Source organism: Streptomyces sp. NPDC028907, from assembly GCF_055564995.1.
The window spans coordinates 29,206-55,155 of sequence record NZ_JBVHVE010000023.1 but is presented as its reverse complement, the minus strand read 5'-3'; the positions used below and the strand labels follow the sequence as shown (position 1 = coordinate 55,155).

General features: G+C 69.1%; 18 protein-coding genes, 2 tRNA genes, 1 other RNA gene and 4 pseudogenes. 13 read left to right on the top strand and 12 right to left on the bottom strand.

Annotated elements, in window-relative coordinates; translation table 11 throughout:
* The first annotated feature begins 63 nt into the window (after positions 1 to 63).
* The 5 genes from ACZ4UU_RS42040 to ACZ4UU_RS42020 all read left to right on the top strand — a co-directional run bounded on the left by ACZ4UU_RS42040 (position 64) and on the right by ACZ4UU_RS42020 (position 3,810).
* Positions 64 to 1,029, top strand: a complete 966-nt coding sequence (locus ACZ4UU_RS42040) for an ABC transporter ATP-binding protein (protein ID WP_471908719.1) — start codon at positions 64 to 66, stop codon at positions 1,027 to 1,029.
* Positions 1,026 to 1,802: an ABC transporter permease gene (locus ACZ4UU_RS42035; protein ID WP_471908718.1), complete on the top strand. Its 777-nt coding sequence runs from the start codon at positions 1,026 to 1,028 to the stop codon at positions 1,800 to 1,802. The genes ACZ4UU_RS42040 and ACZ4UU_RS42035 overlap by 4 nt, the downstream gene beginning before the upstream one ends.
* 18 nt (positions 1,803 to 1,820) lie before the next feature.
* Positions 1,821 to 3,089, top strand: coding sequence for a sensor histidine kinase (locus ACZ4UU_RS42030; RefSeq protein WP_471908717.1), 1,269 nt, complete (start codon positions 1,821 to 1,823; stop codon positions 3,087 to 3,089).
* Entirely contained in the window at positions 3,086 to 3,712 is a 627-nt protein-coding gene (locus tag ACZ4UU_RS42025) for a response regulator (protein WP_471908716.1), read from the top strand. The genes ACZ4UU_RS42030 and ACZ4UU_RS42025 overlap by 4 nt, the downstream gene beginning before the upstream one ends.
* 22 nt (positions 3,713 to 3,734) lie before the next feature.
* Positions 3,735 to 3,810, top strand: a tRNA-Gly gene (locus ACZ4UU_RS42020).
* A 49-nt stretch (positions 3,811 to 3,859) separates the two neighbouring features.
* Here ACZ4UU_RS42020 and ACZ4UU_RS42015 read toward each other — a convergent pair.
* The 6 genes from ACZ4UU_RS42015 to ffs form a co-directional block, all read right to left on the bottom strand.
* Positions 3,860 to 4,759 carry a phosphoribosylaminoimidazolesuccinocarboxamide synthase gene (locus ACZ4UU_RS42015; protein WP_471908715.1) on the bottom strand — a complete coding sequence of 300 codons (900 nt, stop codon included), beginning with the start codon at positions 4,757 to 4,759 and terminating at the stop codon, positions 3,860 to 3,862.
* A 105-nt stretch (positions 4,760 to 4,864) separates the two neighbouring features.
* A complete protein-coding gene (locus ACZ4UU_RS42010; protein WP_471908714.1) occupies positions 4,865 to 6,358 on the bottom strand; it encodes a N,N-dimethylformamidase beta subunit family domain-containing protein in 1,494 nt (497 codons plus the stop codon).
* Between the two features lie 245 nt (positions 6,359 to 6,603).
* Entirely contained in the window at positions 6,604 to 8,880 is a 2,277-nt protein-coding gene (locus ACZ4UU_RS42005; RefSeq protein WP_471908713.1) for a hypothetical protein, read from the bottom strand.
* Between the two features lie 346 nt (positions 8,881 to 9,226).
* On the bottom strand, positions 9,227 to 10,480 hold the full coding sequence (gene purD, locus ACZ4UU_RS42000; RefSeq protein WP_471908712.1) for a phosphoribosylamine--glycine ligase: 1,254 nt from the start codon (positions 10,478 to 10,480) through the stop codon (positions 9,227 to 9,229).
* A gap of 114 nt (positions 10,481 to 10,594) precedes the next feature.
* Positions 10,595 to 12,973, bottom strand: a complete 2,379-nt coding sequence (locus ACZ4UU_RS41995; protein WP_471908711.1) for a DNA polymerase III subunit gamma and tau — start codon at positions 12,971 to 12,973, stop codon at positions 10,595 to 10,597.
* A gap of 45 nt (positions 12,974 to 13,018) precedes the next feature.
* Positions 13,019 to 13,117, bottom strand: an RNA gene (gene ffs / locus ACZ4UU_RS41990) — signal recognition particle sRNA small type.
* A gap of 72 nt (positions 13,118 to 13,189) precedes the next feature.
* On the opposite strand from ffs, the gene ACZ4UU_RS41985 reads away from it, so the two are divergent.
* Positions 13,190 to 13,277 (top strand) — tRNA-Ser (locus ACZ4UU_RS41985).
* A 5-nt stretch (positions 13,278 to 13,282) separates the two neighbouring features.
* Here the strand turns inward: ACZ4UU_RS41985 and ACZ4UU_RS41980 are convergent.
* From ACZ4UU_RS41980 to ACZ4UU_RS41970, 3 genes and pseudogenes are all read right to left on the bottom strand, one after another.
* A complete protein-coding gene (locus ACZ4UU_RS41980; RefSeq protein ID WP_471908710.1) occupies positions 13,283 to 14,596 on the bottom strand; it encodes a tyrosine-type recombinase/integrase in 1,314 nt (437 codons plus the stop codon).
* 10 nt (positions 14,597 to 14,606) lie between these two features.
* Positions 14,607 to 14,844, bottom strand: a pseudogene (locus ACZ4UU_RS41975) (excisionase family DNA-binding protein).
* Positions 14,837 to 15,256: pseudogene (locus ACZ4UU_RS41970) on the bottom strand (replication initiator); the annotation flags it as partial. The pseudogenes ACZ4UU_RS41970 and ACZ4UU_RS41975, both read right to left, overlap by 8 nt.
* Between ACZ4UU_RS41970 and ACZ4UU_RS41965 the strand changes: the two are divergent.
* A pseudogene (locus ACZ4UU_RS41965) lies at positions 15,153 to 15,448 on the top strand (hypothetical protein). The pseudogenes ACZ4UU_RS41970 and ACZ4UU_RS41965 sit on opposite strands and share 104 nt — an antisense overlap.
* Positions 15,448 to 15,836: pseudogene (locus ACZ4UU_RS41960) on the top strand (hypothetical protein). The pseudogenes ACZ4UU_RS41965 and ACZ4UU_RS41960 overlap by 1 nt, the downstream one beginning before the upstream one ends.
* A 42-nt stretch (positions 15,837 to 15,878) precedes the next feature.
* Here ACZ4UU_RS41960 and ACZ4UU_RS41955 read toward each other — a convergent pair.
* Entirely contained in the window at positions 15,879 to 16,733 is an 855-nt protein-coding gene (locus ACZ4UU_RS41955) for a hypothetical protein (RefSeq protein WP_471908709.1), read from the bottom strand.
* A gap of 378 nt (positions 16,734 to 17,111) precedes the next feature.
* On the opposite strand from ACZ4UU_RS41955, the gene ACZ4UU_RS41950 reads away from it, so the two are divergent.
* Positions 17,112 to 18,578, top strand: a complete 1,467-nt coding sequence (locus ACZ4UU_RS41950) for a DUF4395 domain-containing protein (RefSeq protein WP_471908708.1) — start codon at positions 17,112 to 17,114, stop codon at positions 18,576 to 18,578.
* 366 nt (positions 18,579 to 18,944) lie between these two features.
* Here ACZ4UU_RS41950 and ACZ4UU_RS41945 read toward each other — a convergent pair whose 3' ends face one another.
* Positions 18,945 to 19,367, bottom strand: a complete 423-nt coding sequence (locus ACZ4UU_RS41945) for a hypothetical protein (RefSeq protein WP_471908707.1) — start codon at positions 19,365 to 19,367, stop codon at positions 18,945 to 18,947.
* Positions 19,368 to 19,711: 344 nt separating this feature from the next.
* Entirely contained in the window at positions 19,712 to 20,257 is a 546-nt protein-coding gene (locus tag ACZ4UU_RS41940) for a hypothetical protein (RefSeq protein ID WP_471908706.1), read from the bottom strand.
* A gap of 420 nt (positions 20,258 to 20,677) precedes the next feature.
* On the opposite strand from ACZ4UU_RS41940, the gene ACZ4UU_RS41935 reads away from it, so the two are divergent.
* The 4 genes from ACZ4UU_RS41935 (at position 20,678) to ACZ4UU_RS41920 (ending at position 25,426) form a co-directional block, all read left to right on the top strand.
* Complete coding sequence (locus tag ACZ4UU_RS41935; RefSeq protein WP_471908705.1) at positions 20,678 to 21,625, top strand: SCO4651 family lipoprotein; 948 nt, start codon at positions 20,678 to 20,680, stop codon at positions 21,623 to 21,625.
* A gap of 246 nt (positions 21,626 to 21,871) precedes the next feature.
* Positions 21,872 to 22,336 carry a hypothetical protein gene (locus tag ACZ4UU_RS41930; protein WP_471908704.1) on the top strand — a complete coding sequence of 155 codons (465 nt, stop codon included), beginning with the start codon at positions 21,872 to 21,874 and terminating at the stop codon, positions 22,334 to 22,336.
* A gap of 538 nt (positions 22,337 to 22,874) precedes the next feature.
* Positions 22,875 to 23,096 (top strand): hypothetical protein, encoded by a 222-nt coding sequence (locus tag ACZ4UU_RS41925; protein WP_471908703.1) that lies wholly within the window; start codon positions 22,875 to 22,877, stop codon positions 23,094 to 23,096.
* A 908-nt stretch (positions 23,097 to 24,004) separates the two neighbouring features.
* Positions 24,005 to 25,426: an ATP-binding protein gene (locus ACZ4UU_RS41920; protein ID WP_471908702.1), complete on the top strand. Its 1,422-nt coding sequence runs from the start codon at positions 24,005 to 24,007 to the stop codon at positions 25,424 to 25,426.
* Positions 25,427 to 25,950 lie beyond the last annotated feature (524 nt).

Sequence of the window (25,950 nt, the reverse complement as noted above, 5' to 3'; positions counted from 1 at the left end):
TGTCATACGGAGTGGTGACAGCGCGCACTGCTGCCGGCCTTGTTTCGCCGGGACGCTGGAGCCATGAACGGAAACGAACACGAACACGTGATTGAGGTCACTGACCTGCGGCGTGTGTACGGGGGCGGGTTCGAGGCGGTGCGCGGAATCAGCTTCTCCGTGAACCGCGGGGAGATCTTCGCGCTGCTCGGCACCAATGGCGCGGGCAAGACGTCGACGGTCGAACTACTGGAGGGGCTCGCCCGGCCCGCCGGGGGGCGAGTGCGGGTGCTCGGGCACGATCCCTACGCCGAGCGGGCCGCCGTACGGCCGCGGACCGGGGTGATGCTTCAGGAGGGCGGCTTTCCGTCCGAGCTGACCGTCGCCGAGACCGCGCGGATGTGGGCCGGGTGTGTGAGCGGGGCACGGCCGCCGCTGGAGGTGCTGGAGCTCGTCGGACTGGCCGGGAAGACCGGCGTCCGGGTGAAGCAGCTCTCCGGCGGGGAGCGACGGCGGCTGGACCTGGCGCTCGCGCTGCTCGGGGACCCCGAGGTGCTGTTCCTGGACGAGCCGACGACCGGGCTCGACGCCGAAGGGCGCCGGGACACCTGGGAGTTGGTGCGCCGGCTGCGGGACGCCGGTACGACCGTGCTGCTGACCACGCACTACCTGGAGGAGGCCGAGGGCCTCGCCGAGCGGCTGGCCATCCTGCACGAGGGGCGTATCGCGGCGGCCGGGACACCGGCCGAGGTGACCGCGGCCCAGCCGTCGCGGATCTCCTTCGAACTGCCGCAGGGCTACTTCGTGGGAGATCTGCCGCCGCTCGACGACATGGGCGTGTGCGGCCACGAGGTCGACGGGCGTGTCGTACGGCTGCGCACTCACGAGTTGCAGCGGACCGCGACCCGGCTGCTGGTGTGGGCCGAAGGGGCCGCCGTGGAGCTGCGGCGACTGGACGTGCGGCCGGCGTCGCTGGAGGAGGCGTTCCTGGGGATCGCGCGGGAGGCGGCCCAGGCGAACGGGACGATGACGAAGGAGTACGCGGCATGAGCACGGCGACGACCGCCCCGGTGGGGCGCATGGCGGCGCTGGCACGGGCCGAGCTGACCTTGCTCGGTCGCAGCAGGGGCACGCTGTTCGCGGCGCTGTTCGTGCCCCTGATCCTGCCCTTCAGCGCACGGGAGGCGGCCAAGCAGATGGACCTGGCCGAGGTGGGCCTGACCCTCGGCACGGTCCTCCTGCCCGCCTCCATCGGCTTCTCGCTGCTCTACGCGGTGTACGTGACGCTCGTCAGCGTCTACACCGCCCGGCGCGAGGAACTCGTCCTCAAGCGGCTGCGCACCGGCGAGCTGCGGGACAACGAGATCCTCGCCGGGGCCGCGTTCCCGGCCGTGGCCACCGGCCTCGCCCAGTGTGTGGTGCTGACGGCCGGCTGCGCCGTCCTGCTCGACGTGGGCGCGCCCCGCGCTCCACATCTCGCCGTGCTGGGCCTGCTGTTGGGGTTCCTGCTGTGCGCCTCGCTCGCCGCGGTGACCGCCTCCTTCACCCGGAGCGTCGAGAGTGCGCAGGTCACGACACTGCCCGTGGTGTTCCTCTCCATGATCTTCTCCGGGATGTTCGTGCCCCTGGAGATCCTCCCCGACCGGGTGGCGTCGCTGTGCGAACTGCTGCCGCTGACCCCGGTGATCACTCTCGTGCGGGGTGGTCTGACCGGGGAGCTGTCGGCGTACGAGGCCCTGGGCGCCGTGGCCACCGCGCTGGCCTGGACGGTCCTGGGCGTGTTTGCTGTACGGCGGTGGTTCCGATGGGAACCTCGGCGTTGAGGTAGGGGGAGCGGGCGCATGCGCGGGCCGGGTACATGGTGGCGGGGGAAGAGCACTCCGGCGAAGGTGGAGACGTACACCCGGGGGTCGTTCCACTTCTTCGCGGTGGTGGAGGTCGCCGGGGCCGGAGTGCCGCTCATCGGCCGGATCGGGGGCGCGGCGGCCGCCTGGCTGCTGCTCCTGGTGTGCGCGCATGCGGCGATCTGCATGCTGACCGTGTCGCGCACGGTGGACTGGTTGCGCGGCCGGCGGGCGCAGCCGCTGCGGCTGATGTGCGCGCTCGGCGCGGCCACCGCCGTGGTCGCCGTCACGGCTCTCGCCGTCTCCGAGTACGGCTCGCAGGGCGACGGCGCCGACTCGGCGGCGGGCAGTGTCTTCGGGGTCACCATGATCTTCGGGGTGGGCATCATCACCCTCGGAGTGCGGCGGCGCAGGCACGTGTACGCCGTCGTCGCGGGCTTCGCGGCCGGTACGGGGACCGTCGTGCTCGCGATCACCCGGTCCCCGCTCGGCGCGCTGGGCACCGCACTGATCGTGCTGGCCAGCTGCGGATTCCTCGCCTTCACCGCGGTCTTCTCCGTCTGGCTGCTCAAGGCCGTCTACGAACTCGACGAGGCCCGCGAGACCAGGGCCCGGCTCGCCGTCGCCGAGGAGCGGCTGCGGTTCGGACGGGATCTGCACGACGTGATGGGGCGGAATCTGGCGGTCATCGCGCTGAAGAGCGAGCTCGCCGTGCAGTTGGCCCGGCGCGGGCGGCCCGAGGCCGTGGAGCAGATGATCGAGGTGCAGCGGATCGCGCAGGAGTCTCAGCGCGAGGTGCGCGATGTCGTACGGGGATACCGGGAGGCCGACCTGGGAGTCGAACTCGCCGGTGCGCAAGGGGTGTTGACCGCGGCCGGGATCGAGTGCCGGGTGACCGGGGAGGCGGCCGGGCTGCCCGCCGAGGTGCAGTCGGCGCTGGCCTGGGTGGTACGGGAGGCCACCACCAATGTGCTGCGGCACGGGGATGCCGAGCGGTGCGCTGTGGGAGTACGGGTGAGGGATGGACACGTGGTGCTGACGGTGGAGAACGACGGGGCTGCCGGGGCCTCCGACGGGGGTGGAGGCTCCGGCGAGAGCCCGGTTTCCGGCGAGCGTGGCGGCTCCGGGCTCGCCGGGCTGCGGGAGCGGCTGGCCGCGGTGGACGGCACCCTGGAGGCCGGCCGTGCCCGGGAGGGAGTGTTCCGGCTGGTGGCTCAGGTGCCGTTGGCGGGAGCGGGAGCGGGCGTGCGGGAGGCCGCCGTATGAGCGACCGTACGACCCGGCCCGTGCGGCTGCTGCTCGCCGACGACGAGCATCTGATCCGGGGAGCGCTCGCCACGCTGCTGTCCCTGGAGGACGACCTCGTGATCGTCGCCGAGGCGGCCAGCGGGCCGGAGGCGCTGGCCATGGCACGGGCCCACGAACCCGATGTCGCCGTACTGGATCTTCAGATGCCCGGGGCGGACGGTGTGAAGGTCGCCACATCCCTGCGGGCCGAACTGCCCGGCTGCCGGGTGATGATCGTGACCAGCCATGGGCGGCCCGGGCATCTGAAGCGGGCTCTTGAGGCGGGGGTGCGCGGGTTCGTCCCGAAGACCGTCAGCGCTCAGCGGCTCGCCGAGATCATCCGGACCGTGCACGCCGGAAACCGCTACGTCGACCCGGAGTTGGCCGCCGACGCCATCGCCGCCGGGGATTCGCCGCTGACCTCGCGGGAGGCCGAGGTGCTGGAACTCGCCGCCGACGGGGCACCCGTCGCGGAGATCGCGGAGCGGGCCGCGCTGTCGCAGGGGACCGTACGGAACTACCTGTCGTCCGCCGTCTCGAAGCTCGGCGCGGAGAACCGCCACGCGGCGGTGCGGCTCGCACGGGAGCGGGGTTGGGTATAGTGGGTCTCGCGCCACGGCGCATGCGAACGTAGCTCAGTTGGTAGAGCGCAACCTTGCCAAGGTTGAGGTCGCGAGTTCGAACCTCGTCGTTCGCTCCAGATCAAGGCCCCGGTCATCGACCGGGGCCTTTGTCATGGGGCCCGTAGGTCAGCTCCAGCTCGTGCCCGTCAGACGCTCGTACGCCTCCACGTACTTCGCCCGGGTCGCGTCCACGACCTCCTGCGGCAGCGGCGGCGGGGGCTGCTCGCTCTTGCGGTCCCAGCCGGAGGCCGGCGAGGTCAGCCAGTCACGCACGAACTGCTTGTCGTACGACGGCTGCGCGCGGCCCGGCTGCCACTGGTCGGCCGGCCAGAAGCGGGAGGAGTCCGGGGTGAGGACCTCGTCGGCGATGACCAGGGTCTCCCCGTCGAAGCCGAACTCGAACTTGGTGTCCGCGAGGATGATGCCGCGCTCGCGGGCGATGTCCCGGCCCCGGGCGTAGACGGCGAGGGTCGCCTGGCGCAGCCGGGCGGCGGTGTCGGGGCCGACCTGGCGGGCGACCTCCTCGTAGGAGACGTTCTCGTCGTGCTCACCGACCGCGGCCTTGGTGGCCGGGGTGAAGATCGGGGCGGGCAGCTCGCTGCCGTCGACGAGGCCCTCGGGGAGGGCGAGGCCGCAGACGGTGCGGGACTCGTTGTACTCGACCAGGCCGGAGCCGGTGAGGTAGCCGCGGGCCACGGCCTCCACGGGGACCATCTTCAGCGACTTGCAGACGAGGGTGCGGCCCGCCCAGTCGGCGGGGGCGCCGACGGGGACCTCGGTGCTCAGGACGTGGTTGGGGACCAGGTCGGCGAGCTGGTCGAACCACCACAGGGAGAGCTGGGTGAGGATGCGGCCCTTGTCGGGGATCTCGGTCGGCAGCACCCAGTCGTAGGCGGACATACGGTCACTGGCGACCATCACGAGGTCGCCCGCCTCGTTCTGGTACAGCTCGCGCACCTTGCCGGTGTGCAGGTGCACCAGGCCCGGAACCTGAATCGGCTCGGGCTTTTCTACGAATCCGGACACGGTTCCTCCCCGTGGTTCTGTCCAACAGCGTCGATTGTCCCGTATGGGCCGCTGACCTTGGACTGGGGGTGTGCTGGGTGAGGGACTGGGGCTGTGCTGGGTGGCTCAGTCACGTTTGCAGATGCGGTCCAGGAGGTTGGCCGTGGCGCGCTGGACGCGGGCGTCGACGTGGCCCGGGCGGTCCAGTGCCGGGGACCAGGCGAAGGTGCCGGACGCGAAGACCAGGGCGCCGGAGGGGGCGCGGTAGAGGGAGGTCTCCTGGTGGCGGAGGGTGCCCTCCTTGTCCGGGTACGGGGAGTGCGCGAGCAGAATGCGTTCCTCGTGGTCCGGGAGCGGGGTGCGCGGGAAGTAGCGGTCGGCCTCGCCCGCGACCAGGCCCTCGATCTCGTCGCCCTCCTCGGCGCCGGTCGCCTCCCACAGCCAGTGGTCGGCGTTGCGGACGATCAGGGGGTGCGGCTCGGGGACCTGGCCCGCGTACTGGATGCCGATCACCTCCTGCTCGGGGCGGTCGATCTCGCGCCAGAGCACCGGTCGGCCCGGGCCCCGGCGCTTGCGGCAGGTCATCAGGCGGTCGGGGACGCCGGACGGGGACGGACCCAACTCGACCTGCCAGTACATGGAGTTGGCGGAGAGGAAGACCAGGGACGTGCCGTTCTCGCGGGCGAGCTCGACCGTGCGGCGCATGTTCGACGACCAGTACTCGTCGTGGCCGGGGAAGACCAGGCCGCGGTAGCGGGTGGGGTCGACATGGCCGCCGTGCAGGTCGCGGGCGTCGGCGTAGGCGATGTCGTAGCCGTAGCGCTCGGCCCAGCGGATGAAGTCGTAGGCGTGGCCGACGTGCAGCGGGAGGCCCGCGCCCGCGTAGGGGCGGTCGAAGGAGACGGTCGTGGCGGCGTCGTTCTCGCCGAGCAGGCGGCCGTCGTCGTCCCACGCGTGGTAGAGGCTGGCGCCGGTGCGGCCGTCCTCCGGGTAGAGGTTGTACGCCTGCCAGGTGACGTCGGGGAGGAGCAGGAGCAGGTCGGCGGGGTGGTTGTCGCGGACCGTGAAGGGGATGTGGGAGCGGTAGCCGTCGGCGGTGGTGAGGACGGCCACGTACGCGCCGATGGTCCAGTACGAGGGGATCTGCAGGCGCCAGGACAGCCACCAGTGGTGGCAGGAGACGGTGCGGTCGGCGGTGAGCGGGGGCGGCTGGACGATGCCGGAGAGACGGGGGCTGGTGGTGATCTTCGCGGCGCCGTCACCGCCGTAGTGGCCGATCCGGTAGACGTCGACGGCGAATTCCTGGGGCGGGTCGACGGTGATGTGGAAGTCGACGGCCTCGCCGGGGGCGACCGCGCCGGTGGAGGTGAAGCCCTTGATCTGGCGGTGGACGTCGTCGGCTGAGCGGGGGCCTCCGGCCGTGCGCGGCCCGGGGATCCTGGGGGTGCCGGCCGTCGGGGGGTGGGCCTGCCCGTCGACGTACCAGGGGACCACCTGGCCGGTGTCGTCGAAGTACGTCACGTTGCCCCGCAGCCAGGGGACGGGGCCCTGACCGAAGGGGTCCGTCACGGCGTGCGCGAGTGCCCCCGACTCCCAGCGGCGGATCTGCTCCGACCCCATGGCCCTACCCCTCCCTCGTTCCCCCGTGGCCGTGCGTCCGTGGTGGTGCGTCGTGCCTCGTGCGACATGGGCGTTTGTGTACCTGTCGTATGTCGCAAGCCCTTGCCATGTGCGCTATCGATCCCAGCACATCACATTGCGCACGCATCCTGTCACTATTCGTTGCGAATTGGCCGAAAGTGGAACCAGGGGTTCCGGCCGCATATGGCACGCGGGGCGGGCTGTGACGGCCGGAAAGGCGGCCGTCAGACCAGGCGTACCGGCTTCTCCGGGCGTATCCCCGACTCCACCAGCCAGGCGCGCAGGGGCGCCGGGTCGCCGTCCTCGATCAGGCTCAGGACTCTGGGGGCGAGGTCGGCCGCCCGTGTGCCGTTGATGAGAAGCGTGGGCCCGTCGAGCCAGTCCAGCCCCGGGGTCGCCCCGGCGGTGTCCATCGCGGCGCAGCACACCATCGCGGTCACGTGGTCGGTGAGCAGCTCGCGCGAGGTACGGGGTGGCTGGAGCGGGAAGAGGGGGAGCGTGCCGATGTCCAGGAGAGTGGTGTCGGGGGCGAGGGACGCGTTCCGCTCCACGGGGGACGCGGCTTCCTCGCGGGCCAACTCGGCGGTGAGGCCGGCGGCGAGGGCGGAGCTTCGCTCGGTCTCCTGATCGTCGTCGCCGGGGTGGTCCTCGGCCATGGCGGCGTAGGGAGCCTTCGGGGGCTTGGGGGGCTTCGGGTCCCCGAGGGACCGGACGGGTTCCGGGGCCTCCGGGGACCGGACGGATTCCGGGGGTTGCTGGGGCTCGACGGGGCTTGTGGGTGGGGCCTCGGCGGGGGGCGCGGTAATCGCTTGCCCGTCGGTGGGGGGCGTGCCGGGGGCCGCCTGAGGCAGGCTGGTGTGCGCCCCGGGAGGCTGATCCGGATGAGCGGAGGCCTCGGGGGTTCGGTCGGGGCCGGTTTGGAGGTCGGGGCTCTGAGGGGCTTGTGCCTCGGAAGGCCCGTCGGAGGCCGTGTGAGGGGCGGAACTCCGGTGGGCTTGCGCATCGGAGAGCCCGTCGGGGGCCGTGTGGCGCTCGGGGCTCCGGTGGGCTTGCGCATCGGAGGCACCGTCGGGGCCGGGGGGTGGGGCGGAGCTCCGGTGGGCCTCCGCCTCGGAGGGCCCGTCGGGGCCCGTGCGGGGAGCGGGGCCTCCGTGAGGGGCGGCCTGCTCTTGGCGGGACCAAGTGGGTGGGGTGTCCGGTGGGGTCGACAGGTGGTCCAGGACCCGGGAGAGGGTGGGGCCGTCGGAGTGGGCGGGTGTGCCCTGGGTGGTGCGGCGGACGCCGAGGGTGTCGAGGACTCGGTGGAGGCGGGCCGCGTCGGTGCGCCATTTGCGGTCGACGACCTCTTCCGGGTACTCCTGCCAGTCCACCGGAGACCAGTCAGGGCCGGGTTCGGCGGGGCCGCCGTGGAAGAGGCGGGCGGCGAGGAGCGAGGCGGCCTCGTCGATCGCGCCGGGCTCTTCGAGCAGGTCGCAGGCGGGGCGCTCGCCCAGCCGGGAGGCGAAGCCCTCGGCCAGGCGGTCCCGCCGGGACAGTTCGGTGAGCGCGGCGACGACACCCGCGTCCAGCCGGGACGGCCAGCGGCCCATCCGCCAGGCGGGCAGCGCGACCCGGGTCAGCAGCCGGTCCCAGCCCGCGTACGCCAGCCCGACCTGTTCCTGGGCGACGATCCGCAGACCGTAATCCACAGCCTGTGCACGCTCGGCGGCCGCGGCGGCCACCCCCCGTTCCATCTCGGCCGCGTGGTCCCGGCAGCTGCGCAGCAGCACGCGCGCGACCCAGCCGATGCCCGCGCACACCGCCCGCGACCCTGGGCAGCGGCCGCGCGTCGAGGCGACGGCCACGGCGGCGTCCAGGCCCCGGACGAAGCGCCGGGCCTGGGCTATGTCCGGGTGCGCCGACGGTCCCGTACCGGCGACGACCGGGGCGAGGACGGCGCGCAGCTCTCCTACGCGCATCCACCACAGGAACGGGGAGCCGATGACGAGAACAGGAGCGTCCGGCGTACGGCGATGGGTGCCGCCCCGGCTTCCGCCGTGCAGGCCGTTGAGCCCGTCCTCCATGCCGCCTTCGGCGGCGGGCGGGCCGTGGGACAGGTGCGTGCGGTCCTCCAGCCAGCTGTCGCAGTCCGGGGTGAGGGCTATCGCCGACGGGGCGGGGACATCGAGGCGGTCGGCGAGGTCGCGCACCATCCGGTACAGGTCCGGCGCCTGCCCCTCACCGATCGGGACCGTGGGACTGACGGCGGGCCGGGCCCGGGCGACCACCAGGGCGATGACGGCGGCGGCGAGCAGGACGAGAACGGCGACGGGGATGACGACCCAACGCGCGGCGTGCCAGCCCGGTCCGACGAGGTGACCGGTGGAGGCACCGGCGAGCAGCACCACGGCGAACGCCGCCGGCAGCACCGCGACGGCCAGCGCGCGGCTGCGCACCCGCAGCACCGCCATGGCCCGGGCGCGCGCTGCCTGCGCACCGACCTCCACACCCATACCGGTCACGCCGGACCTCACCCCCTCCGCGCTGCCCTGGCTGTCCGAACTGTCCTGGCTTTGCTCACTCCCCCACTGTGGCACCCACCACTGACATCGCAATGCCGGTGGGCCAAGTGCCGGAACGCTTGCGCCGCACCCTAGTTGGGGCTTCGGCCCACGTCAGCCGGATGGGGCATCGGTCACTCGATGGAATGGCTTTGGGGAAAGGTGGATGACGGACAGCGAGGATCAGGCCCTTGATCCGGACGGGTTTCGAGGACCTGGTCCCGGCATGCGTCAGGCCCCGAATCCTGAGACGGATTCGGGGCCTTCGGGGTTTATCCGGGGCCGGCACTCCCGGCACTCCGGCCGGTTACGAGCCTTCCGCCGCCTTCGCCGCGATGTCCGTACGGTGCTGGGAACCGTCGAGCTTGACGCGGGCGACGGCCCGGTACGCGCGGTCGCGGGCCTGGGTGAGGTCCTTGCCGGTCGCCGTGACGGACAGGACACGGCCGCCGGCGCTGACGATCGTGTCGCCGTCCTGCTTGGTACCGGCGTGCAGGACGTACGCGTGCGGGGCGTCCTCCGCGGCCACCTCGTCGAGGCCGGTGATGGGGTCGCCGGTACGCGGGGTGCCGGGGTAGTTGTGGGAGGCGACGACCACGGTGACCGCGGCGTCGTCGCTCCAGCGCAGGCGCTCCAGGTCCGCGAGGTCACCCTTGGCCGCGGCCAGCAGGACGCCGGCCAGCGGGGTCCTCAGCCGGGCCAGCACGACCTGGGTCTCGGGGTCGCCGAAGCGGGCGTTGAACTCGATGACCCGTACGCCCCGCGAGGTGATCGCGAGACCGGCGTACAGCAGCCCCGAGAACGGTGTGCCGCGGCGGCGCATCTCGTCGACGGTCGGCTGGAGGACCGTCTCCAGCACCTCCTCGACCAGCTTCGGGTCGGCCCACGGGAGCGGGGAGTACGCGCCCATGCCGCCGGTGTTCGGGCCCTCGTCCCCGTCGAGCGCCCTCTTGAAGTCCTGGGCGGGCTGGAGCGGGAGCACCGTCTCGCCGTCGGTGATGGCGAAGAGGGAGACCTCGGGGCCGTCGAGGAACTCCTCGATGACGACGCGCTCACAGGAGTTGGCGTGCGTCCTGGCCGCGTCGAGGTCGGCGGTCACGACGACGCCCTTGCCGGCGGCGAGGCCGTCGTCCTTGACGACGTACGGGGCGCCGAAGGCGTCGAGGGCCTCGTCGACCTCGGCGGGCATCGTGCAGACGTAGGAGCGGGCCGTCGGGACACCGGCCGCCGCCATCACGTCCTTGGCGAACGCCTTGGAGCCCTCGATCTGCGCGGCCTCCCCGGAGGGGCCGAAGACCGGGATACCCGCCGCGCGCACGGCGTCGGCGACCCCGGCGACGAGCGGCGCCTCCGGCCCTACGACCACGAGGTCGGCGCCGAGCCGTTCGGCGAGCGCGGTGACGGCCGCGCCGTCCAGGGCGTCGACCTGGTGCAGCTCGGCGACCTCGGCGATGCCGGCGTTGCCGGGGGCGCAGTGCAGCGCGGTGACGTCGGGATCGAGGGACAGGGAGCGGCACAGGGCGTGTTCGCGGGCGCCGCTACCGATGACGAGGACCTTCACGGGGGTCAGCCTAACGGGGTTTTCGTACAGGGTGATGAGGGGCCGGGGGTTCGTGACCTGTATGTTCCTCCAAGTCACGGCCCCCCGCTCCTCGCGCTACTCCCGCTACTCCCACTACTCGTTCGTGAACTCCTCCACCACCGTCGCCCCCAGCTCCCGCACGATCAGCTCGTAGCCGGACAGCGCCGACTCGTTGAGGTCGGGGTCGTCGTCCTCCGGGATGTCGTCCTCGATGGACACCGGAGGCGGCGGCTCCGGCGTGGCGGAGGGCCCGGGTGCCGGCGCGGGGATGGCGGACGGCGCGGGGGACGACGAAGGCGGGGTGGGTGTCGAGGGCGTCGGCTGGGGAGGGGCCGGGCGCTGGGCGGACGTACCGCCACCGCCGTAGCCGCTGTTGCCGCCACCGCCGTGACCGCCGCCGGCGCCGCCGCCTCCGCCGAAGCCGGAGGAGCCGCCGCCCGGTGGCGGGGGAGCCGAACCGCCGCCCGACGGATCGACGATCGCCTCGATCTTCCACTGGACGTTGAACTGCTCGGCCAGCGCCTGCCGCAGCACGTCCTCGCTGCCGCTGCTCGCGAAGTTGTCACGCGCGCCGGCGTTCACGAAGCCGAGTTGCAGGGTGGTGCCGTCGAAGCCGGCCACCTGGGCGTTCTGGCTGAGCAGGATCCAAGTGAAGCGGCGACGGTTCTTGACCGCCTCCAGGATGTTCGGCCAGAGCATGCGGGGGTCGAGGCCGCCGCTGGGGGGTGCGTAGGTCGGCGCGGCACCGGTGGGGGGAGCGGACGGGGGCGTCGCGGCCGGGGACGGGGGCGCGGGCGCGGGGGTGCCGCTGGACGGCGCGGGGGGCTGAGTGCCGCCGCCCGCGGGGGTTGCCGTGGGCCAGCCGCCGGGGCGTCGGCCACCGCCCGCGGGGGCTGCGGTGGGCCAGGCGCCCGGGGCGGGAGTGGATGTGGGCGCGGGCGCAGGGGCCGGCGGAGCCTGAGGGGACTGGGACTGGGACTGGGACTGGGACTGGGGTTGGGACTGGGGCTGAGGCTGGGGTTGGGACTGGGGCTGAGGCTGAGGCTGAGGCGGCTCGACGGGGGCCGCGGGGGCAGGAGGTGCGGTGGGGGGCTGCCCGACCGGAGCCGTACCGGCAGCCGCCCCGGGACCGGTGGCGGGCGGAATCTGCCCCGGCCCCCCGGAAGCCCGTACGGCAGCCCGCGCCGCCGCGGGCCCGCCACCCGGCGGAACCGGTGCGGCGGGCGCCCCCGCGTGGGCGTCGGGGCCGGGCACGTATCCCATCGCGGGCATGCCACCGCCGCCCGCGGCCGGGGCCGCACCCGCCGAGAAGTTGACACCCCGCTCCAGTCGATCGAGCCGGGCCATCACGGAACGCTCGTCCCCGTACGCCGCGGGAAGCATCACGCGCGCGCAGATCAGCTCCAGCTGGAGCCGGGGCGAATTGGCGCCCCGCATCTCGGTCAGTCCCTCGTTGACCAGGTCGGCGGCGCGGCTGAGCTCTGCGGCGCCGAAGGTTCCGGCCTGGGCCTGCATGCGCTCCAGGACGTCGACCGGGGCGTCGATGAGCCCCTTCTCGGCGGCGTCCGGCACGGCGGCGAGGATGACGAGGTCACGCAGCCGCTCCAGCAGGTCTGCGACGAAACGCCGCGGATCGTTGCCCCCCTCGATGACACGGTCCACGACCTCGAAGGCAGCGGCCCCGTCACCGGTCGCGAAGGCCTCCACGACGGAGTCGAGCAACGAGCCGTCGGTGTACCCGAGCAGAGAGGTGGCCATGGCATACGTCACACCCTCCTCCCGCGCTCCGGCGAGGAGCTGGTCCATGACGGACATGGAGTCACGCACGGAGCCCTGGCCGGCCCGCACGACGAGGGGCAGCACGCCGTCCTCGACGGGGATGTTCTCCTTGCCGCACACCTCACCGAGGTAGTCGCGCAGGGTGCCGGGCGGCACGAGCCGGAAGGGGTAGTGGTGGGTCCGCGACCGGATCGTCCCGATGACCTTCTCGGGCTCGGTGGTGGCGAAGATGAACTTCAGATGCTCCGGCGGCTCCTCGACGACCTTCAGCAGCGCGTTGAAGCCGGCCGACGTGACCATGTGGGCCTCGTCGATGATGTAGATCTTGTAGCGGCTGGCGGCAGGCCCGAAGAAGGCCTTCTCCCGCAGCTCACGCGCGTCGTCCACACCACCGTGGGACGCGGCGTCGATCTCGATGACGTCGATGGAGCCAGGGCCGTTCCGCGCCAGGTCACGGCAGGACTGGCACTCCCCGCACGGGGTCGGCGTCGGCCCCTGCACGCAGTTCAGGCACCTGGCCAGAATCCGCGCGCTGGTGGTCTTCCCGCATCCGCGCGGCCCGCTGAACAGGTACGCGTGATTGACCCGGTTGTTCCGCAGCGCCTGCTGCAACGGGTCGGTGACATGCTCCTGCCCGATGACCTCGGCGAACGACTCCGGGCGATAGCGGCGGTACAGCGCGAGAGACGACACGCATACGAGGTTATAGGCGCCCACTGACAACCCACCCCGCCCGGGAACGCGAGCGCCCCCCACGCACCCGCCAGAGCCGACCTACCCTTGCTGCCTTCCGGCCCTGGGGGAGTTCAGTCAGATAGCGCCGCGTGAGGGGCTGCCCAAACAGTACCCGATGGCAGGGGCCGGGAACGAGTTCGCGAGCACTCCTCAACGTCTTGTATTGTTTGCGGCGGAGGATTCGCCTAGAGGCCTAGGGCGCACGCTTGGAAAGCGTGTTGGGGGCAACCCCTCACGAGTTCGAATCTCGTATCCTCCGCCAGTGCCTCACCGGGCACGATGTCGAAGGGCCCCACCGTTCGCGGTGGGGCCCTTCGACGTTGTCCGTCTCAGTTTCCGTCTCAGTTCGTCTGCCGGCGGCTCCCAGAGAGCGTCGCCTACTTGCTGGGCGACTTTCCGCAGCAGCGTTCCAGTGACGTGCATGTAGCGGGCGCGCATGCGGGCCGCTCCCCCGGGCTCCCAACCCATGATCGCGTCGACCACGACGTCCGGGACGCCGAGGATCAGGAGCACGGTCGCTGCGGTGTGGCGAGCGTCATGGAGACGGCCGTCTCGAACGCCAGCGTCCTTCAGGAGCCGCTTCCAGATGTGGAAGTCGGTGTTCGGGCTGAGGGGGCCGCCGATCGGGGAGGCGAAGACGTATCCCTTGTCCTCCCAGTCGGTGCCGGCCTCGATGCGGTCCTTCTCCTGCTGCTCCTGGTGTTGGCGGAGGAGCTTGATCAGCGGGTCGGGCAGCCCGATCGTGCGACGCCCGGCGCGAGACTTGGTGGACTTGTGCTCGCGGCGGGTCTGCTGCTTCTGGGGGCAGTAGTCGGCCTTCCGACCGCAGGGGTCGTCTCCGCAGCCGTGGGCGTACTTGGGGCGTAACCGGTTCTTGCGGATGCGGACGTAGCCCGCGTCGAGGTCGACGTCCTCCCCGTGCAACCCGAGCGCCTCTCCTTGGCGGAGACCGAGCGCCAGGGCCACGACCCATCGGGCGCTGTTGCGGAGCTTGGCGGCCTCGACGAGGACGCTCTGAACCTCTTCGATCGTGAACGGCTCGATGTCCTCCTCTTCGAGTCGCGGAGCCTTGGCGATCTCAGCCACGTTGGTGGCGACGTGCCCACGCCGCTTGGCCTCCCCGAGAGCGACCCGGATCGTCCGGTGGGCGTGGTGTGCGGTGCCGGCGGAGCTCCCGGACGCCTGCATCTTCCGGTAGAAGCGTTCGAGGTGCTCGGGCTCCAGGCGGTCGAGCTTGTGGGCGCCCAGGCCGGGGACCAGGTGAACGCGAACGTCGACTTCGTACCCGTCGTACGTGTTCTCGGAGACGTACGGCTTGGCGATGTTCTCGACCCAGTGCTCGAGCCAGGCTTGGAGCGTCCAGCTCTGCCCCGGCTTCCTGAGCTTCTTGTCGTCCCGCGCCCGCTCCATCTCGCGGACGGCCTTGGTGACCTCGGCCTTGGTCTTGCGCTCGATGTGTCGACGGTCCGGCTTGCCGTCATCCCGGACGCCGACCGTCACTCGTCCATGCCACTTGCCGTCCTTGCCGAAGTAGATCGAGGAGGCACCGTTCGGTTGGCGAGTGCGTTTCTTGTCTGCCATGACATCCCCCTCAGGCCGCTCGGTCGGGTCGGTGGCGCAGCTTGGCCACATACGCGGGCACAGCATCGGCGGGGACACGGCGGAGCCGCCCGACGGTGACGGACTCGATCTCTCCGGCGAGGACGAGCCGGAAGCACGTCGTACGGCCGATACGGAGCCCGCCGGGCCGCCGCCTCTTCCACGGTCAGGAGGGCCAAGGACGGGTCGAAGGGTTCCAGCAGCGTGACGGTGGCTTGCTGCTCAGCCATTCGTCGGTTCTCCTTCCGTGCCAGGGGCGGGTTCGAGAGATGCGGCAAGCCAGGCTTCGGCGTCAGAGAGGCCGGTTCCGGCGAAGACCCAGTGCGCGAGGACGTATGTCGAGTCGGGCTCGGGGCTGCTGTCTGCTGCGGCTTGGGCTCGGCGCCATTCGGCGCGGGCGTCGCGAAGGGCTCCGAGGGTGGTGGAGTAGCGACGAGACTTGGTGGAGAAGTGGCCGCGGAAGCCAAGCATGTGGGCCCAGGCGCGCAGGCGAAGATGTTCGAGGTCCTTGCGTGCGCCGAGGGTCCAGGCCGTTCGGATCAGACGGCGGGCGCGTTCGGTGATGTCGAGCTGGGCGAGTTCGGCGAGGAACTTGAGCGGGCGGTCGAGAGCTCCCGTGGCGGTCTCGGCGCCCTTGGTGGCGTTACTTGGCGATGTAGGCAGACCGGCATGGCCCCGAAGGTCGAGCATCGGGACCAGGACGCCGAGCACGGCCGAGGCTTGGGCATGGTCAGCGTCATCGCGCACCGGGTCGTGGTCCACGAGACCGACGGCGGCCACACCGTCACCACGGAACTCTTCACGCACCCGCGCCTTGGAGGCCACCCGTGCTGATGGACAAGCCGCAATGGGGCTACTGGTGCGAGTGCTGGACTGAAGACCTGGACCGGCAGCGGGGCCGACGCTTCTGGCGTCGATCGACTCGTACTCGGCGCCTCAGGCTGACAGATGGGTTGCGGTCGCCCTACGCACGATCACACCCGCCCTGGATTTTGAAGCCTCCGACGAGGCATGGGATTGGCTGTACGAGGGCCGCATCGAAACACGGCGAGCCCTCCTGCGGTCTGAGCCCTGCACCGTGTCCATCACTCAGGACCGCATCCGCGTCACGTGGACGATCCGGCCGGTGCTTTTCGTGCCGCTCGCCCATCGCAAAGGCGCCGAACTCTCAGCCTGCACGTACGACTTCAAGCCCTACGCCTCAGATGTCACCGATGGCTAGCAGGATGGCATCGGGTGATGCTTGACGCCTGTCCTCGACAAGTCAGTCTTCCGGGCGGTCGAAGGTCTCCACAGAGGAGCGAAAGTTGTCCTGCTCCGGCGCGGCGGGGTTGATGACGGCTACGAAGTCGGAGAGCGCAGTCTCAGACGGAGTGCCGTCCTCGTTGACACTGCCAGGTTCGTCTTCCCACGCAATCAAGTGGATCACCACCGAGCAGCGCCCCGCGGGCAGATCGAACCGAACGGTTTCCGATCCTGCTTCGGCCCCCACGGCCTCGATGCCACTGAGCCACACCTGCCCAGACGATTGAAGGAGGTAAGCGTCCGAGGTGACCAGGCAGTGCCTGGTCTCCCGCTCGGTCAGTTGGGCAGGCTGATCGACCCCACCGATGCGGACCACGACTCCGAAGGCCCCATCACTTCGGATGTTGATGGGGGCCAGAGCACCAGTTCGGATGTGCCGTTCAATGTCCTCGTCCTCGCCGAGCTGCGCGTCCCAGGTGTCGTAGTCAACGATGCCGGTGAAGCGCTTGGGGTCCCACAGGGCAAGCATTCCAGCGTCGGTTGCCACCGTGGCCACGGCTTCGACAGGGCGCGGCGAAAGACTCATCCGGGGATCCTGCCATGCACATCTGACAACCGGCACCCCCGTCATCGCACCCATCCAGGCCAGACACACAGCCAAGCCAAGGACGGAACCGCCAAGCATCAAGGCGGCCCGCCTGCGGCGTGCCGCGCGCGCTGGCGGCCACGGGCCGCCGCCGCTCCATGTCTTCGCCGCCGCTTCGGCGGCCCGCCGCCACTCAACGCGCAACACTGCCAAGGCCCACAGCCAGAGCAGGAAGCACCCCGACTGACCCGAGAGCCAGGACCAGGCCAATGACGGATTGACGCCCACACCACACCGCCTCCGCGCCGTCAGGAGAGGGCGCGGAACCGAGCCGAAATGCTCTCCGTACGTCCACAACGCGTCGGCAGGAGGGAGCACAGACCGTGACGTATCGAGGAAGCGTGGCTGAGCTCCGTACGGGGTTACCGGAGGCATACGTGACGGGTGCTCGTTCGGCGAGCCCGCCACCGTGGCTGACTTTCGGTGGCGCAGGTCAGAACAGGGCTTCCATCTGCCCAACGGTGGACTCGCTCCAGTGGCAGAAGCTTCCTGCCCTGATCGACGAGGCCCCCGGTGGGTGCGAGGCAGGGGCCCTTTCACATGTACCAGTCACCGAACGGAGCGGCTCGGCGTGCGCATGACCGATGCGGGGCCGAGCGTGGACCCATGAGCATACGGCCCTGGGTGATCGTGGAGTCGCCTGACAGTCGCGGTCTTCGCGCCATCACCATCCACGGCGAGAAGGTCGACAGTGCCTGGTCCCTTCGCGAACTGCGGAAGGTGCTCCGTCGCCTCGGCTACCCGGACGACATGGACCTGGACGACCCCTCGTGCGTCCTCTGGCGTGGCGGCGGCAGCAGCACATGGCCGGGCAAGGGCTGGAGGCGGTATGCGGTCATGGTTCTCATGGCCCTGGGGTTGCTCGCCTCGCTGGGACTGCACGTTGTCATCGGCTGGCCGGACGCCCTCGGGGCGCTCACCTTCGCGCAGCGTCTGATCGGCGTCCTGATCCTGGTAGCAGCCGCAGTGGAGGGCCTAGCGGCGGTCGCGGTCATCGACTACTGGGGCAGACGGCAGCTCAGGATATCAGGCGCTTTTGTCTTTCTCGGCGTGCTCATCGCGCTGGCCACCACGAGCCTTCTGCTCTTCCTGTGGCTTGAGGAGCGGGAATTCATACCAGCCCTCCCATTCTTCGTTTCCCTGTGGGGGTGGTCGATATGGGCCACCTTCGTCGTCATCCACCAGAAGGCGTGGAGGGGAATACCGCACCCGAAGAGATTCGCCGCCGGGGTCGTCGTAACGGCTCTCCTGTCAGCCGTTAGTCTCGGATATTCGACCCTTTACGCACCCACGGCCGCTCCCATGCATTTCAAACTGAGGGCCGATTTCGGTACCCCACGAACGAGCTGGGACCAGCCCTACATCCATGTTCCGCTGGCTCTTTATGCCAAAAATGACGGGCAGGTTCCGGTTTACATCGTCGTCGACGACTACACCGTTTCCGGCTACTTGTCGAAGTTCTCCCGTGATGGTCAGGGGCTCCAGGAATGGAAGGATTATGAGGACTACTACGAGCCCGTGGAGGCGGAAAGCTATGAGAGTGAAGCCGCAGGCGAGGTAGTCGCGTCCGGGCAATTCCAAGGGCCGGGCACCGTACTTGATATGGGGGAAGAATTCAGGATGGAAAGGATGATCACGCTACCCAAGGACACCGCATTCGAGACGCTTGATGCCAAGTTGCAAATCGCCGTAATGAGGCAGGACAGAGGCAGGGTCAATGACTATTCGTTTTTCCCAAGGCCCTCCTGGCAGAAAGACGAGGGTAGATATTACTGCCAGCCCGAAAAATGTGTAGAGCATCTCTTGTACCACAGCAGGGTGAGCTACAACAACAATTTGATCAACGTGACGCGCAAGCCGCGATATGTCCTGGCTCACTGGTCACCGGAAGCGGCAGCGGACATCTTCGTTTCCTCTTATGACTTCAAGAAGAAAGGGACGTCGATCCTCAACGCCTATGAAAAACTGGATCCGAAGGATTTGGAAACGGAGAGGAAGAGGTACGGCATCTGGTGGGTCAGCGTCAACCGTGAGGTTTCCGTCCATGGGCTGCTGAAGCAGGCCGGGCCATGACCCCTGGTGCCGTCCTCGACATCCGAGTGCGCCCACGTGATCCGACTCGTCCTAGTCGCTGCGGGTCCGCGCCTGGTGCGCGAGGTCAGGTCGGAATGCTGTTACAGCATCGCTCGGAGGTGACGGCAGCCCTGACGGCAACGACGGCACACTGGCGCACATGTTCGCCAGCCTCCTACGGATCACAAGTCCGTCTCGCTGGTCAGCGGAACCGGTGATCAGTAGACCGGCAAGTCAGGTTGCCAGGCAGACTGCCGTGCCCGTGCCAGACGCGTGCCAGATCGCTCGGGGAACACCATGGGGTACTTCCTGGTCTGCGCGCTTCGTATAGGTGTGAGGGAGTCTGGATCGCGGCGCCGGGGACTCTCATGCTGCGTCGTCCCAGTCCTCACGCATTGCAGCGATGAGCTCCGAAACGAGTTCGTCGTACTTGACGCGCCGAGTCCCGTACTCAGGGTCCTCGAAGCGCAGGCCTCCCACGATCTGCTCACCGAACTCGCGTAACTCGAAGTACACCTGCCGCGCCGGAGCCACCAGTGAACTGGAAGCCACAATGATCATCTGTGCCCGAGCAGCATTGCAGGGTTCAAATGCCTGGTGGATCGCTCTTCGTCTCTCCGCCGGCGATACGTTGGGGTCCCTGGCGATCAGACTGCACGTATGCCTGGCTTGGCTGAGGCTCGCCAAGTAGTTGCCGTACAAGGTACGGCGTATCTCGGCACGTTGGCTGCCACGCTCCCGCTTCCAGCGACGACCCTCCGCGAGGAGCCCGGCGGTTGCAGCGATCATGCCTCCTAGGACCGTGCTAGCAAGTGCGGACCATTCCATCTGGACACGGTAGAGGCGAACAGCGTGACCATGAAGCGGGCAATGACAGGTGGTGGCGGGCGACCGTGCTCTGCCCCTGAGCCCGCCCGTCTCAGTTGCCGTCTCATTCAGTCCCGTTCACGGCCGTTCAGACGAGACCGGGAGTCGGGTGCAGCCCATGAGCAGACCGCCCATGAACGCAGGCGAACGCCCCTGCACCCACCCCGATGTCCGACCACCACAGTTGGAAAGCGTGTGGACGATCATGTCTGTCGTCGGCTGGAGAGCCTTCGCAGCCGATCCATCCGCGCTGCGCCTCGGTTGCTCTACAGCTGGCGAGGGTCCTGTCCGAGGATGACCGGGTCCTCGGCTCGCAGCCGAAACGCTGCGTACACGCCCAGGCTTTTACGCGCCGCGATGTAGTACTCGTCGCGCTTCTCCTGGAACTGTCTGAATGCCCGCGTCCAGTCTTCCTCCGTACCAGAGCGCATCTCACGAACGAACTGCTCCAGGACCCACGCATGGCGTTGCAGCGTCCTTGCTGCCGAGATGGTGTCGGCGTCTCCCATGAGGAGGACGGCCTCGAAGGCGTACCCACGCTCCAGTTCAGCGTCAGCCAAGCGCTCCAAACCGACGTCCCGGGGCAGTGGTTGGGGCAAGTCGAAGAGCCCTTTACCTGCTGCCAGGCGGCCGGCCACCGACGTGAACCTCTTGATGGCGTCGGCATATCGGAGGTAAGCCTCCAAGCGGCGTTCGTCCCACCTCGTCGAGAGTTGGCGGCGCCACCGTGACCTCTCCATCAACGCTCCGCCGACGTAGGAAGCAGCTGCGCCGACGAGCACACCCATCAAGGTGAACAGCTCTCCTGACATGTCCCCCTGCCGATCAGATAGACGCTAGTGGGGACAGTACTGACCCGACTGCCGTCGTGGAAAGATCGACCTGCGCCGGTCGTTGCGCAGCCGCCAGGAGAGGCAGAAGCCTCGGCCAAGACCGGCAACCTGATGACAACGTGCCCTGAGCACTGCACCACAAGCGCACCAGATCGAGCGGGGAACAGGGGGAATCACAGGGAAAGCGGCCGGTCCCGCAGAGGCCGCGAACGTGCCGTTTGAGCAGGTCAGCGCTTACAACGGGCCCTCGATGCCGGCAGCTTCCCAAGCTGAGAGCCCGAAGCCGCAGCAGCTCGCGTGGGCAGGCATGTGCGGCGTCGCGCATGACTCACCAGAACCCAGCGACTCACAGGACTCACGCCGGGATACGCTCACCGCCATTGGTAATAGGTCAGCACCATGATTCCGGGGGGAATTGTGAGGATTTCATCGCATGGTTGCGTACCGCGCAGAGTGACGAGCGCGACGTTCGCCGCTGTGCTGCTCGCTGGGGGAACGGTCGCCTGCGGAGGGGGCTCGGCGAGTGACTCCGCGAATGAGAGCTCGCCCAGGGTGACGCCCGCGACGGCCGTGGCGAAGGCGGCGGCGAACTCCGAGCGCATCACGTCGCTCCACTACCGGGTCACCGGGACCGTGCCGGAGAAGGGCCGGCTGGAGGCCGAGGCATCCATGCACACAGAACCGCCGGTCATGAAGATGAAGATGAACGCGACCGACCAGGGCAGAGACGGCCAGCTAGAGATCCGGTTCGTCGACGAGTTGATGTACGTCAGCGGGAGCGGGATCGACTCCGAGAAGCTGGACGGCAAGAGCTGGTTCAGCGCCGGTCCGGCTGTATGGGGACGCGGCGCGATGGACAACAAGTCCTACCGGGTACTGCCGACTCCGATCGAAGGTAACCCAGCCGTGCAGTCCACGATCCTGACCGCCTCCAAGGACGTGCGGAGGATCGGGACGGAGACGATCGACGGCACCCGGACCACTCACTACAGAGGAACGGTCACCGGTCGCGGTATCAGTGCCGCTCGTGACGCTGCCGCGAACAAGGCGGCTCGGGAGCGCCAGATCGACAACCTTGATCAGTTCATGATGCTGCGCATCGACGACACGCTCACCATGGATCTGTGGATCGGCGACGACAACGACACCAAGCAGTTCCGCATGCGGGGCGATACGCGCGCCACACGGGGCGGCACCGAGGGCAAGCCGCTCGAGTTCATCGACGGTGCCCCCCTCGACTTGACCATCACATTCCTCGACATCAACCAGCCGGTGACCGTCGAGGCACCACCGTCCGAAGACACCGCCGACCTCGCCTCGCTGGCGGACGAGGCACAGGCAGGCTAAGCGAGACCTGGGAAGATCTGAGCGCCTGGCCCGGCGGCACCGTCTCACTTTCCGTCTCATTCAGCCCGTTCACGGCCGTTCAGACGCGGCCGAAGGCGGTGGCCGCTTCCACGGCCGACCGCCGATGAACGCAGGTGAACGGCCCCGTTCACAGCCCCGGAGCCCACCACCACAGTTGGAAAGCGTGTTGGCATCGAAGTTGGGTTGCTGGGCGCGGAGGTCGATTGTGCGTGATCAGCTTGAGGTGTGGAGACCATCATCGCCAGCGGCATAGCCGTTCTGGGGACGTTGCTTGGGTCGGGGATCACCCTGGCATTCCAGCAGCGCACCACCGACAGAAGCCACCAGTTCACCCGCCGCGAGAAGCTCCGGCAAGAACGACTCGATGCCTACTCCGCCTACGCCGGCGCGTTGGTCAACTACCGCCGCTGCCTGGTTCACCTCTGGTTCTGCGAGCACGAACAGCCCCCACCGGAGGACCCCGACACGGTGCGGATCCGCGCCTACGACCTACGCTCCATCGCCCAAGAGGCACTGTTCCGCGTGCAGATGCTCACCGATGACGAGACGCTGAGCCGTGCCGCAGAGGACGTGCTCGCAGACGTCACGGCGCTCTCCAAGAGAGACAGCAGAACCGAACTCGACGGTGCCAGGGTACGGACCCGTGACGACATCAGCCGACTGGTCAGAGCAGCCAAGCAACACCTCTGAGGCGCTTCCAGAGACGACGATTCACGGAGCCCCACGTCGACAGTGACCGCACCACAAGCGCACCAGAACGAGCGGGGAACAGGAGGGAATCACGGTGAAAGCAGCCGCGCCCGCAAGGGTGGCGAGTCGGCCGTTCGAGCAGGTCAGCGCCTACAGCAGACCCTCGATGCCCGCAGCTTCCCAAGCTGAGAGCCTTGCGGGTCAGGCACCCTCTGAGTTGCTTTCACGGGCCGGCCGCCACGGCTTGCTCTGGTCGACGACACGAGCCGGTAGCTGACCGCAGCCGGTGGGCGTGGCTGGAGCGCCCGCCCGCCTGATCGGTCGGCGCCTCACCATCGTGGCTGACTGTCGTCGGCTGAGGTTCGTGCCCCAACCGTGCCAGGTGCAGAGATCAGCCACGGTCAGCGAAGGAGGTTAGGACCGAGTTTCGCCTCACCAGGTCTCGAAACCGCAGGTCAGTGGCATGACGCGGTTACTCTCGTCCGGATCTGTGCCGACGGCCACAGCGAGCGGGATAAACGTAGGCTCATACTGAGTCATGACAAAGCCTGCTGCACTGAAGCGTCACTTGCCTACCAGCCCTTTCAAGGCCCCGGTCACACCGGCTCCCAAGCACTTCGCCACGGGCGACCAGGTCACACATGACGTGTACGGTCTCGGCCGGGTAACCGGCATCGAGGACGGAATCGCGGCGCTGGTGGATTTCGGCTCGGCGCAAATGCGGATCTTGAGCCCGTACGCCAAGATGACCAAGCTGTAGGACCACTGTGCCCGGTCACGGCACGCCAGGCCCCATCAGGGACCTGTACCGAAAGAGAGACCTCTCATCGAGCCAACGTCGCTGTTCTCCGCTCCGGAAGAGCAACCCCACTGCTCCACTGCAGCATCGCCGCCTCCGACGACAAACCCCTTCCAGGCCCCAGACTTCAGGGAAGACGAGATCTTCCTACTCGACGATGCGCAGGAGCCCGCCTCAGGCATGAGTGCGGCGCGCTCCAAGGCGGCTTAGCTCCACGAATGGCGGTGACTTCGGCAGTCGGCCACGGGCCGTCTCCGGTGCTGCGAAGGAACGCGGCCGTCTCAGTTTCCGTCTCATTCAGCCCCATTCACGGCCGTTCAGGCGAGACCCGGAGCCGTCCCCACGCTGGTGGCCAACCGCCCATGAACCCAGGTGAACGCCCCCGAACGACGCCCACCACCCCACCACCACAGTTGGAAAGCGTGTTCGGGGCAACCCCTCACGAGTTCGAATCTCGTATCCTCCGCCAGTGCCTCACCGGGCACGATGTCGAAGGGCCCCACCGCAAGGTAGGGCCCTTCGACGTTGTCCTCAGACCTCGTTGTCCTGGTTTTTGTCCACAGCGGGTGTTCCCGGGGTCCCTAGGTGGCATCGGCGATCGCGCCCGCAGCGCGGAGGTGCCCAAGCTCGCCCTGCGGCAGCTCGCCTCGACCGGCTGCTCAAGGCCACGCCGACCGCACCGGGACCCGACCCCGTTCGGCAGCCAATGCCTTTCGCGACGGACATCGGCCGTCGCCGGGGGCGCGAGCCATCTGCCCCCTCTCCGTATCCGGAGCGTCATGGGCCTCATGCCCGAACCAGGGGAGAGAGGGAAGAGTATCGATGCCGATAGTATCTCTGCCGATACTATCGGCACCGGAGGCTTTTCCATGCATCGCTTCATCGGGCGGGACCGCGAGCTGAACGTGCTCGGCAACGCACTGCAGGCGGTTCACGATGCCGTCGGGTCGGCGAAACCGGGACGATGCATCCTCATGCGCGGAAGGCGGCGGGTCGGCAAGTCCAGCCTCGTCGAGGAGTTCCTGCGGCGCACCGAAACGCCGTACCTCTTCTTCACCGCGTCGGGCGGCACGGCGGAGGACGAACTGACTGAGCTGCTCGACGCCGTCGCCAGATCCACCCTGCCGGAGCGGGGACTGTTCTCGGAGGAGACCCCCGGGCAGTGGAACGCGGCGTTCAGGCTGCTCGCGGAGATCCTTCCGGACGACACCCCGAGCGTGGTCGTCATCGACGAGGTTCCGTATCTCATGGACCGCATCGACGCCTTCGAGGGCATGCTCCAGCGGGCATGGGACCGACTGCTCAGCCGTAAGCCGGTGCTTCTTCTCCTGGTCGGGTCCGATCTGTCGATGATGGAGGCGCTGAACAGCTACGACCGCCCCTTTCACCAGCGGGGCCGGGAAATGATCGTGGGACCCCTGAACCCGGCCGACATCGGCGACATGCTCGGCCTGTCTCCGGCGGCCGCGTTCGACGCCGCTCTGATCACGGGGGGACTCCCCCTGATCTGCGCCGAATGGCGGGCCGGAGCGGACGTCTGGGAGTTCCTCCGAGACTCGCTGGACAACCCCATCTCGGCGCTGCTGGTCTCCGCCGAACGGTCACTGGCCGCGGAGTTTCCACCGCAGGCAATGAGCAGGGAGGTTCTGCGGGCCATCGGATCCGGGGAACGAACCTTCACCAACATCGCTCGCGCGGCGGGCGGTATCGCCCACACCACTCTCACCCGAGCCACCGACGTTCTGAGCGCGAAAAGGGTCGTGGCCGCCGAGTTGCCGCTCTCACTGAGGCCGTCGAAGGAACGTCGCTACCGGGTGGCCGACCCCTACCTGCGCTTCTGGCTCGCGTTCCTCGATCCGCACATGGCGGAGATCGAGCGGATGCGGGGAGATCTCACGCTGAGCCGGATCAAGGAGCAGTGGACGAGCTGGCGGGGCCGCGCGATCGAACCCCTGGTCCGGGACTCCCTCGCCCGCCTCCTTCCGGACGACTCCCTGCCCGCCGCTCCGGCGATCGGCGGGTACTGGACCCGCAGCAACGACGTCGAAATCGACTTGGTGGGCGCCGACCGACAGCCGGTGGCCAAGAAGTTGCTCTTTCTCGGCTCGGTCAAGTGGCTGGAGAACTCCGCGTTCGACAGCCACGACCTGGCCGCGCTGCAGAAGCACCGCGCAGCGATCACCGACGAGCCGGTACCGCTCGTGGCGGTCTCCCGCAGCGGGGTCGGTTGTTCCGGCCTTCAGGCGGTGTACGGTCCCGACGAACTGCTCAGCGCTTGGCTCAGGACGTGAGCGGGAACTGAATCCCCTGGTTGCGGTTCTGGTTGCGTTCGCTGCCGTCCAGCACCGTCCATCAGTTGCACTCGGCAAGGACTCCGGCGACCGGCGCGCGGGCGCGTCAGGCAGGGTGGGCGACGTCGCGATGACGGCGGGGAGGCTCGGGAGAGCAGCGCGGTGCCGATGCCGATGCCGATGCCGAGCAGGATCTGGGCGGTGGCCCACGCGGTGAAGGTGCTTCCGGCGGCGACGAGGCGACGGTGGCCGCCTGCTGCGGCATGCCCGCGGTGATGAGGTGTCTGCGGCCGATGGGATTTGGCGGCCCCTCCTACGCGGCCCTGCCCGCATGCGAGCGTTTGTTGAGGAAGAGGCCGAGCCCGCCGAATGCGCGCGTCGGCGGGCGGCACGGCGGCGGCAGGGTCCACGGGCTGCCCCTCTTCCCGGCCCGACATGTGCGGCGCCATTGCACAGCCGTGTCCGGTCACGGCGCCAGAGCCACGGACACGCGCCCACGTCATGGCACTTACGCCGGCGGCGCC

Excerpts from the sequence above, each read along its gene's own strand:
- ACZ4UU_RS42040 (WP_471908719.1), top strand. The coding sequence starts at position 64 with ATGAACGGAAACGAACACGAACACGTGATTGAGGTCACTGACCTGCGG.
- ACZ4UU_RS42035 (WP_471908718.1), top strand. The coding sequence starts at position 1,026 with ATGAGCACGGCGACGACCGCCCCGGTGGGGCGCATGGCGGCGCTGGCA.
- ACZ4UU_RS42030 (WP_471908717.1), top strand. The coding sequence starts at position 1,821 with ATGCGCGGGCCGGGTACATGGTGGCGGGGGAAGAGCACTCCGGCGAAG.
- ACZ4UU_RS42025 (WP_471908716.1), top strand. The coding sequence starts at position 3,086 with ATGAGCGACCGTACGACCCGGCCCGTGCGGCTGCTGCTCGCCGACGAC.
- ACZ4UU_RS42010 (WP_471908714.1), bottom strand. The coding sequence starts at position 6,358 with ATGGGGTCGGAGCAGATCCGCCGCTGGGAGTCGGGGGCACTCGCGCAC.
- ACZ4UU_RS41980 (WP_471908710.1), bottom strand. The coding sequence starts at position 14,596 with ATGGCAGACAAGAAACGCACTCGCCAACCGAACGGTGCCTCCTCGATC.
- ACZ4UU_RS41950 (WP_471908708.1), top strand. The coding sequence starts at position 17,112 with ATGAGCATACGGCCCTGGGTGATCGTGGAGTCGCCTGACAGTCGCGGT.
- ACZ4UU_RS41945 (WP_471908707.1), bottom strand. The coding sequence starts at position 19,367 with ATGATCGCTGCAACCGCCGGGCTCCTCGCGGAGGGTCGTCGCTGGAAG.
- ACZ4UU_RS41940 (WP_471908706.1), bottom strand. The coding sequence starts at position 20,257 with ATGTCAGGAGAGCTGTTCACCTTGATGGGTGTGCTCGTCGGCGCAGCT.
- ACZ4UU_RS41935 (WP_471908705.1), top strand. The coding sequence starts at position 20,678 with ATGATTCCGGGGGGAATTGTGAGGATTTCATCGCATGGTTGCGTACCG.
- ACZ4UU_RS41925 (WP_471908703.1), top strand. The coding sequence starts at position 22,875 with ATGACAAAGCCTGCTGCACTGAAGCGTCACTTGCCTACCAGCCCTTTC.
- ACZ4UU_RS41920 (WP_471908702.1), top strand. The coding sequence starts at position 24,005 with ATGCATCGCTTCATCGGGCGGGACCGCGAGCTGAACGTGCTCGGCAAC.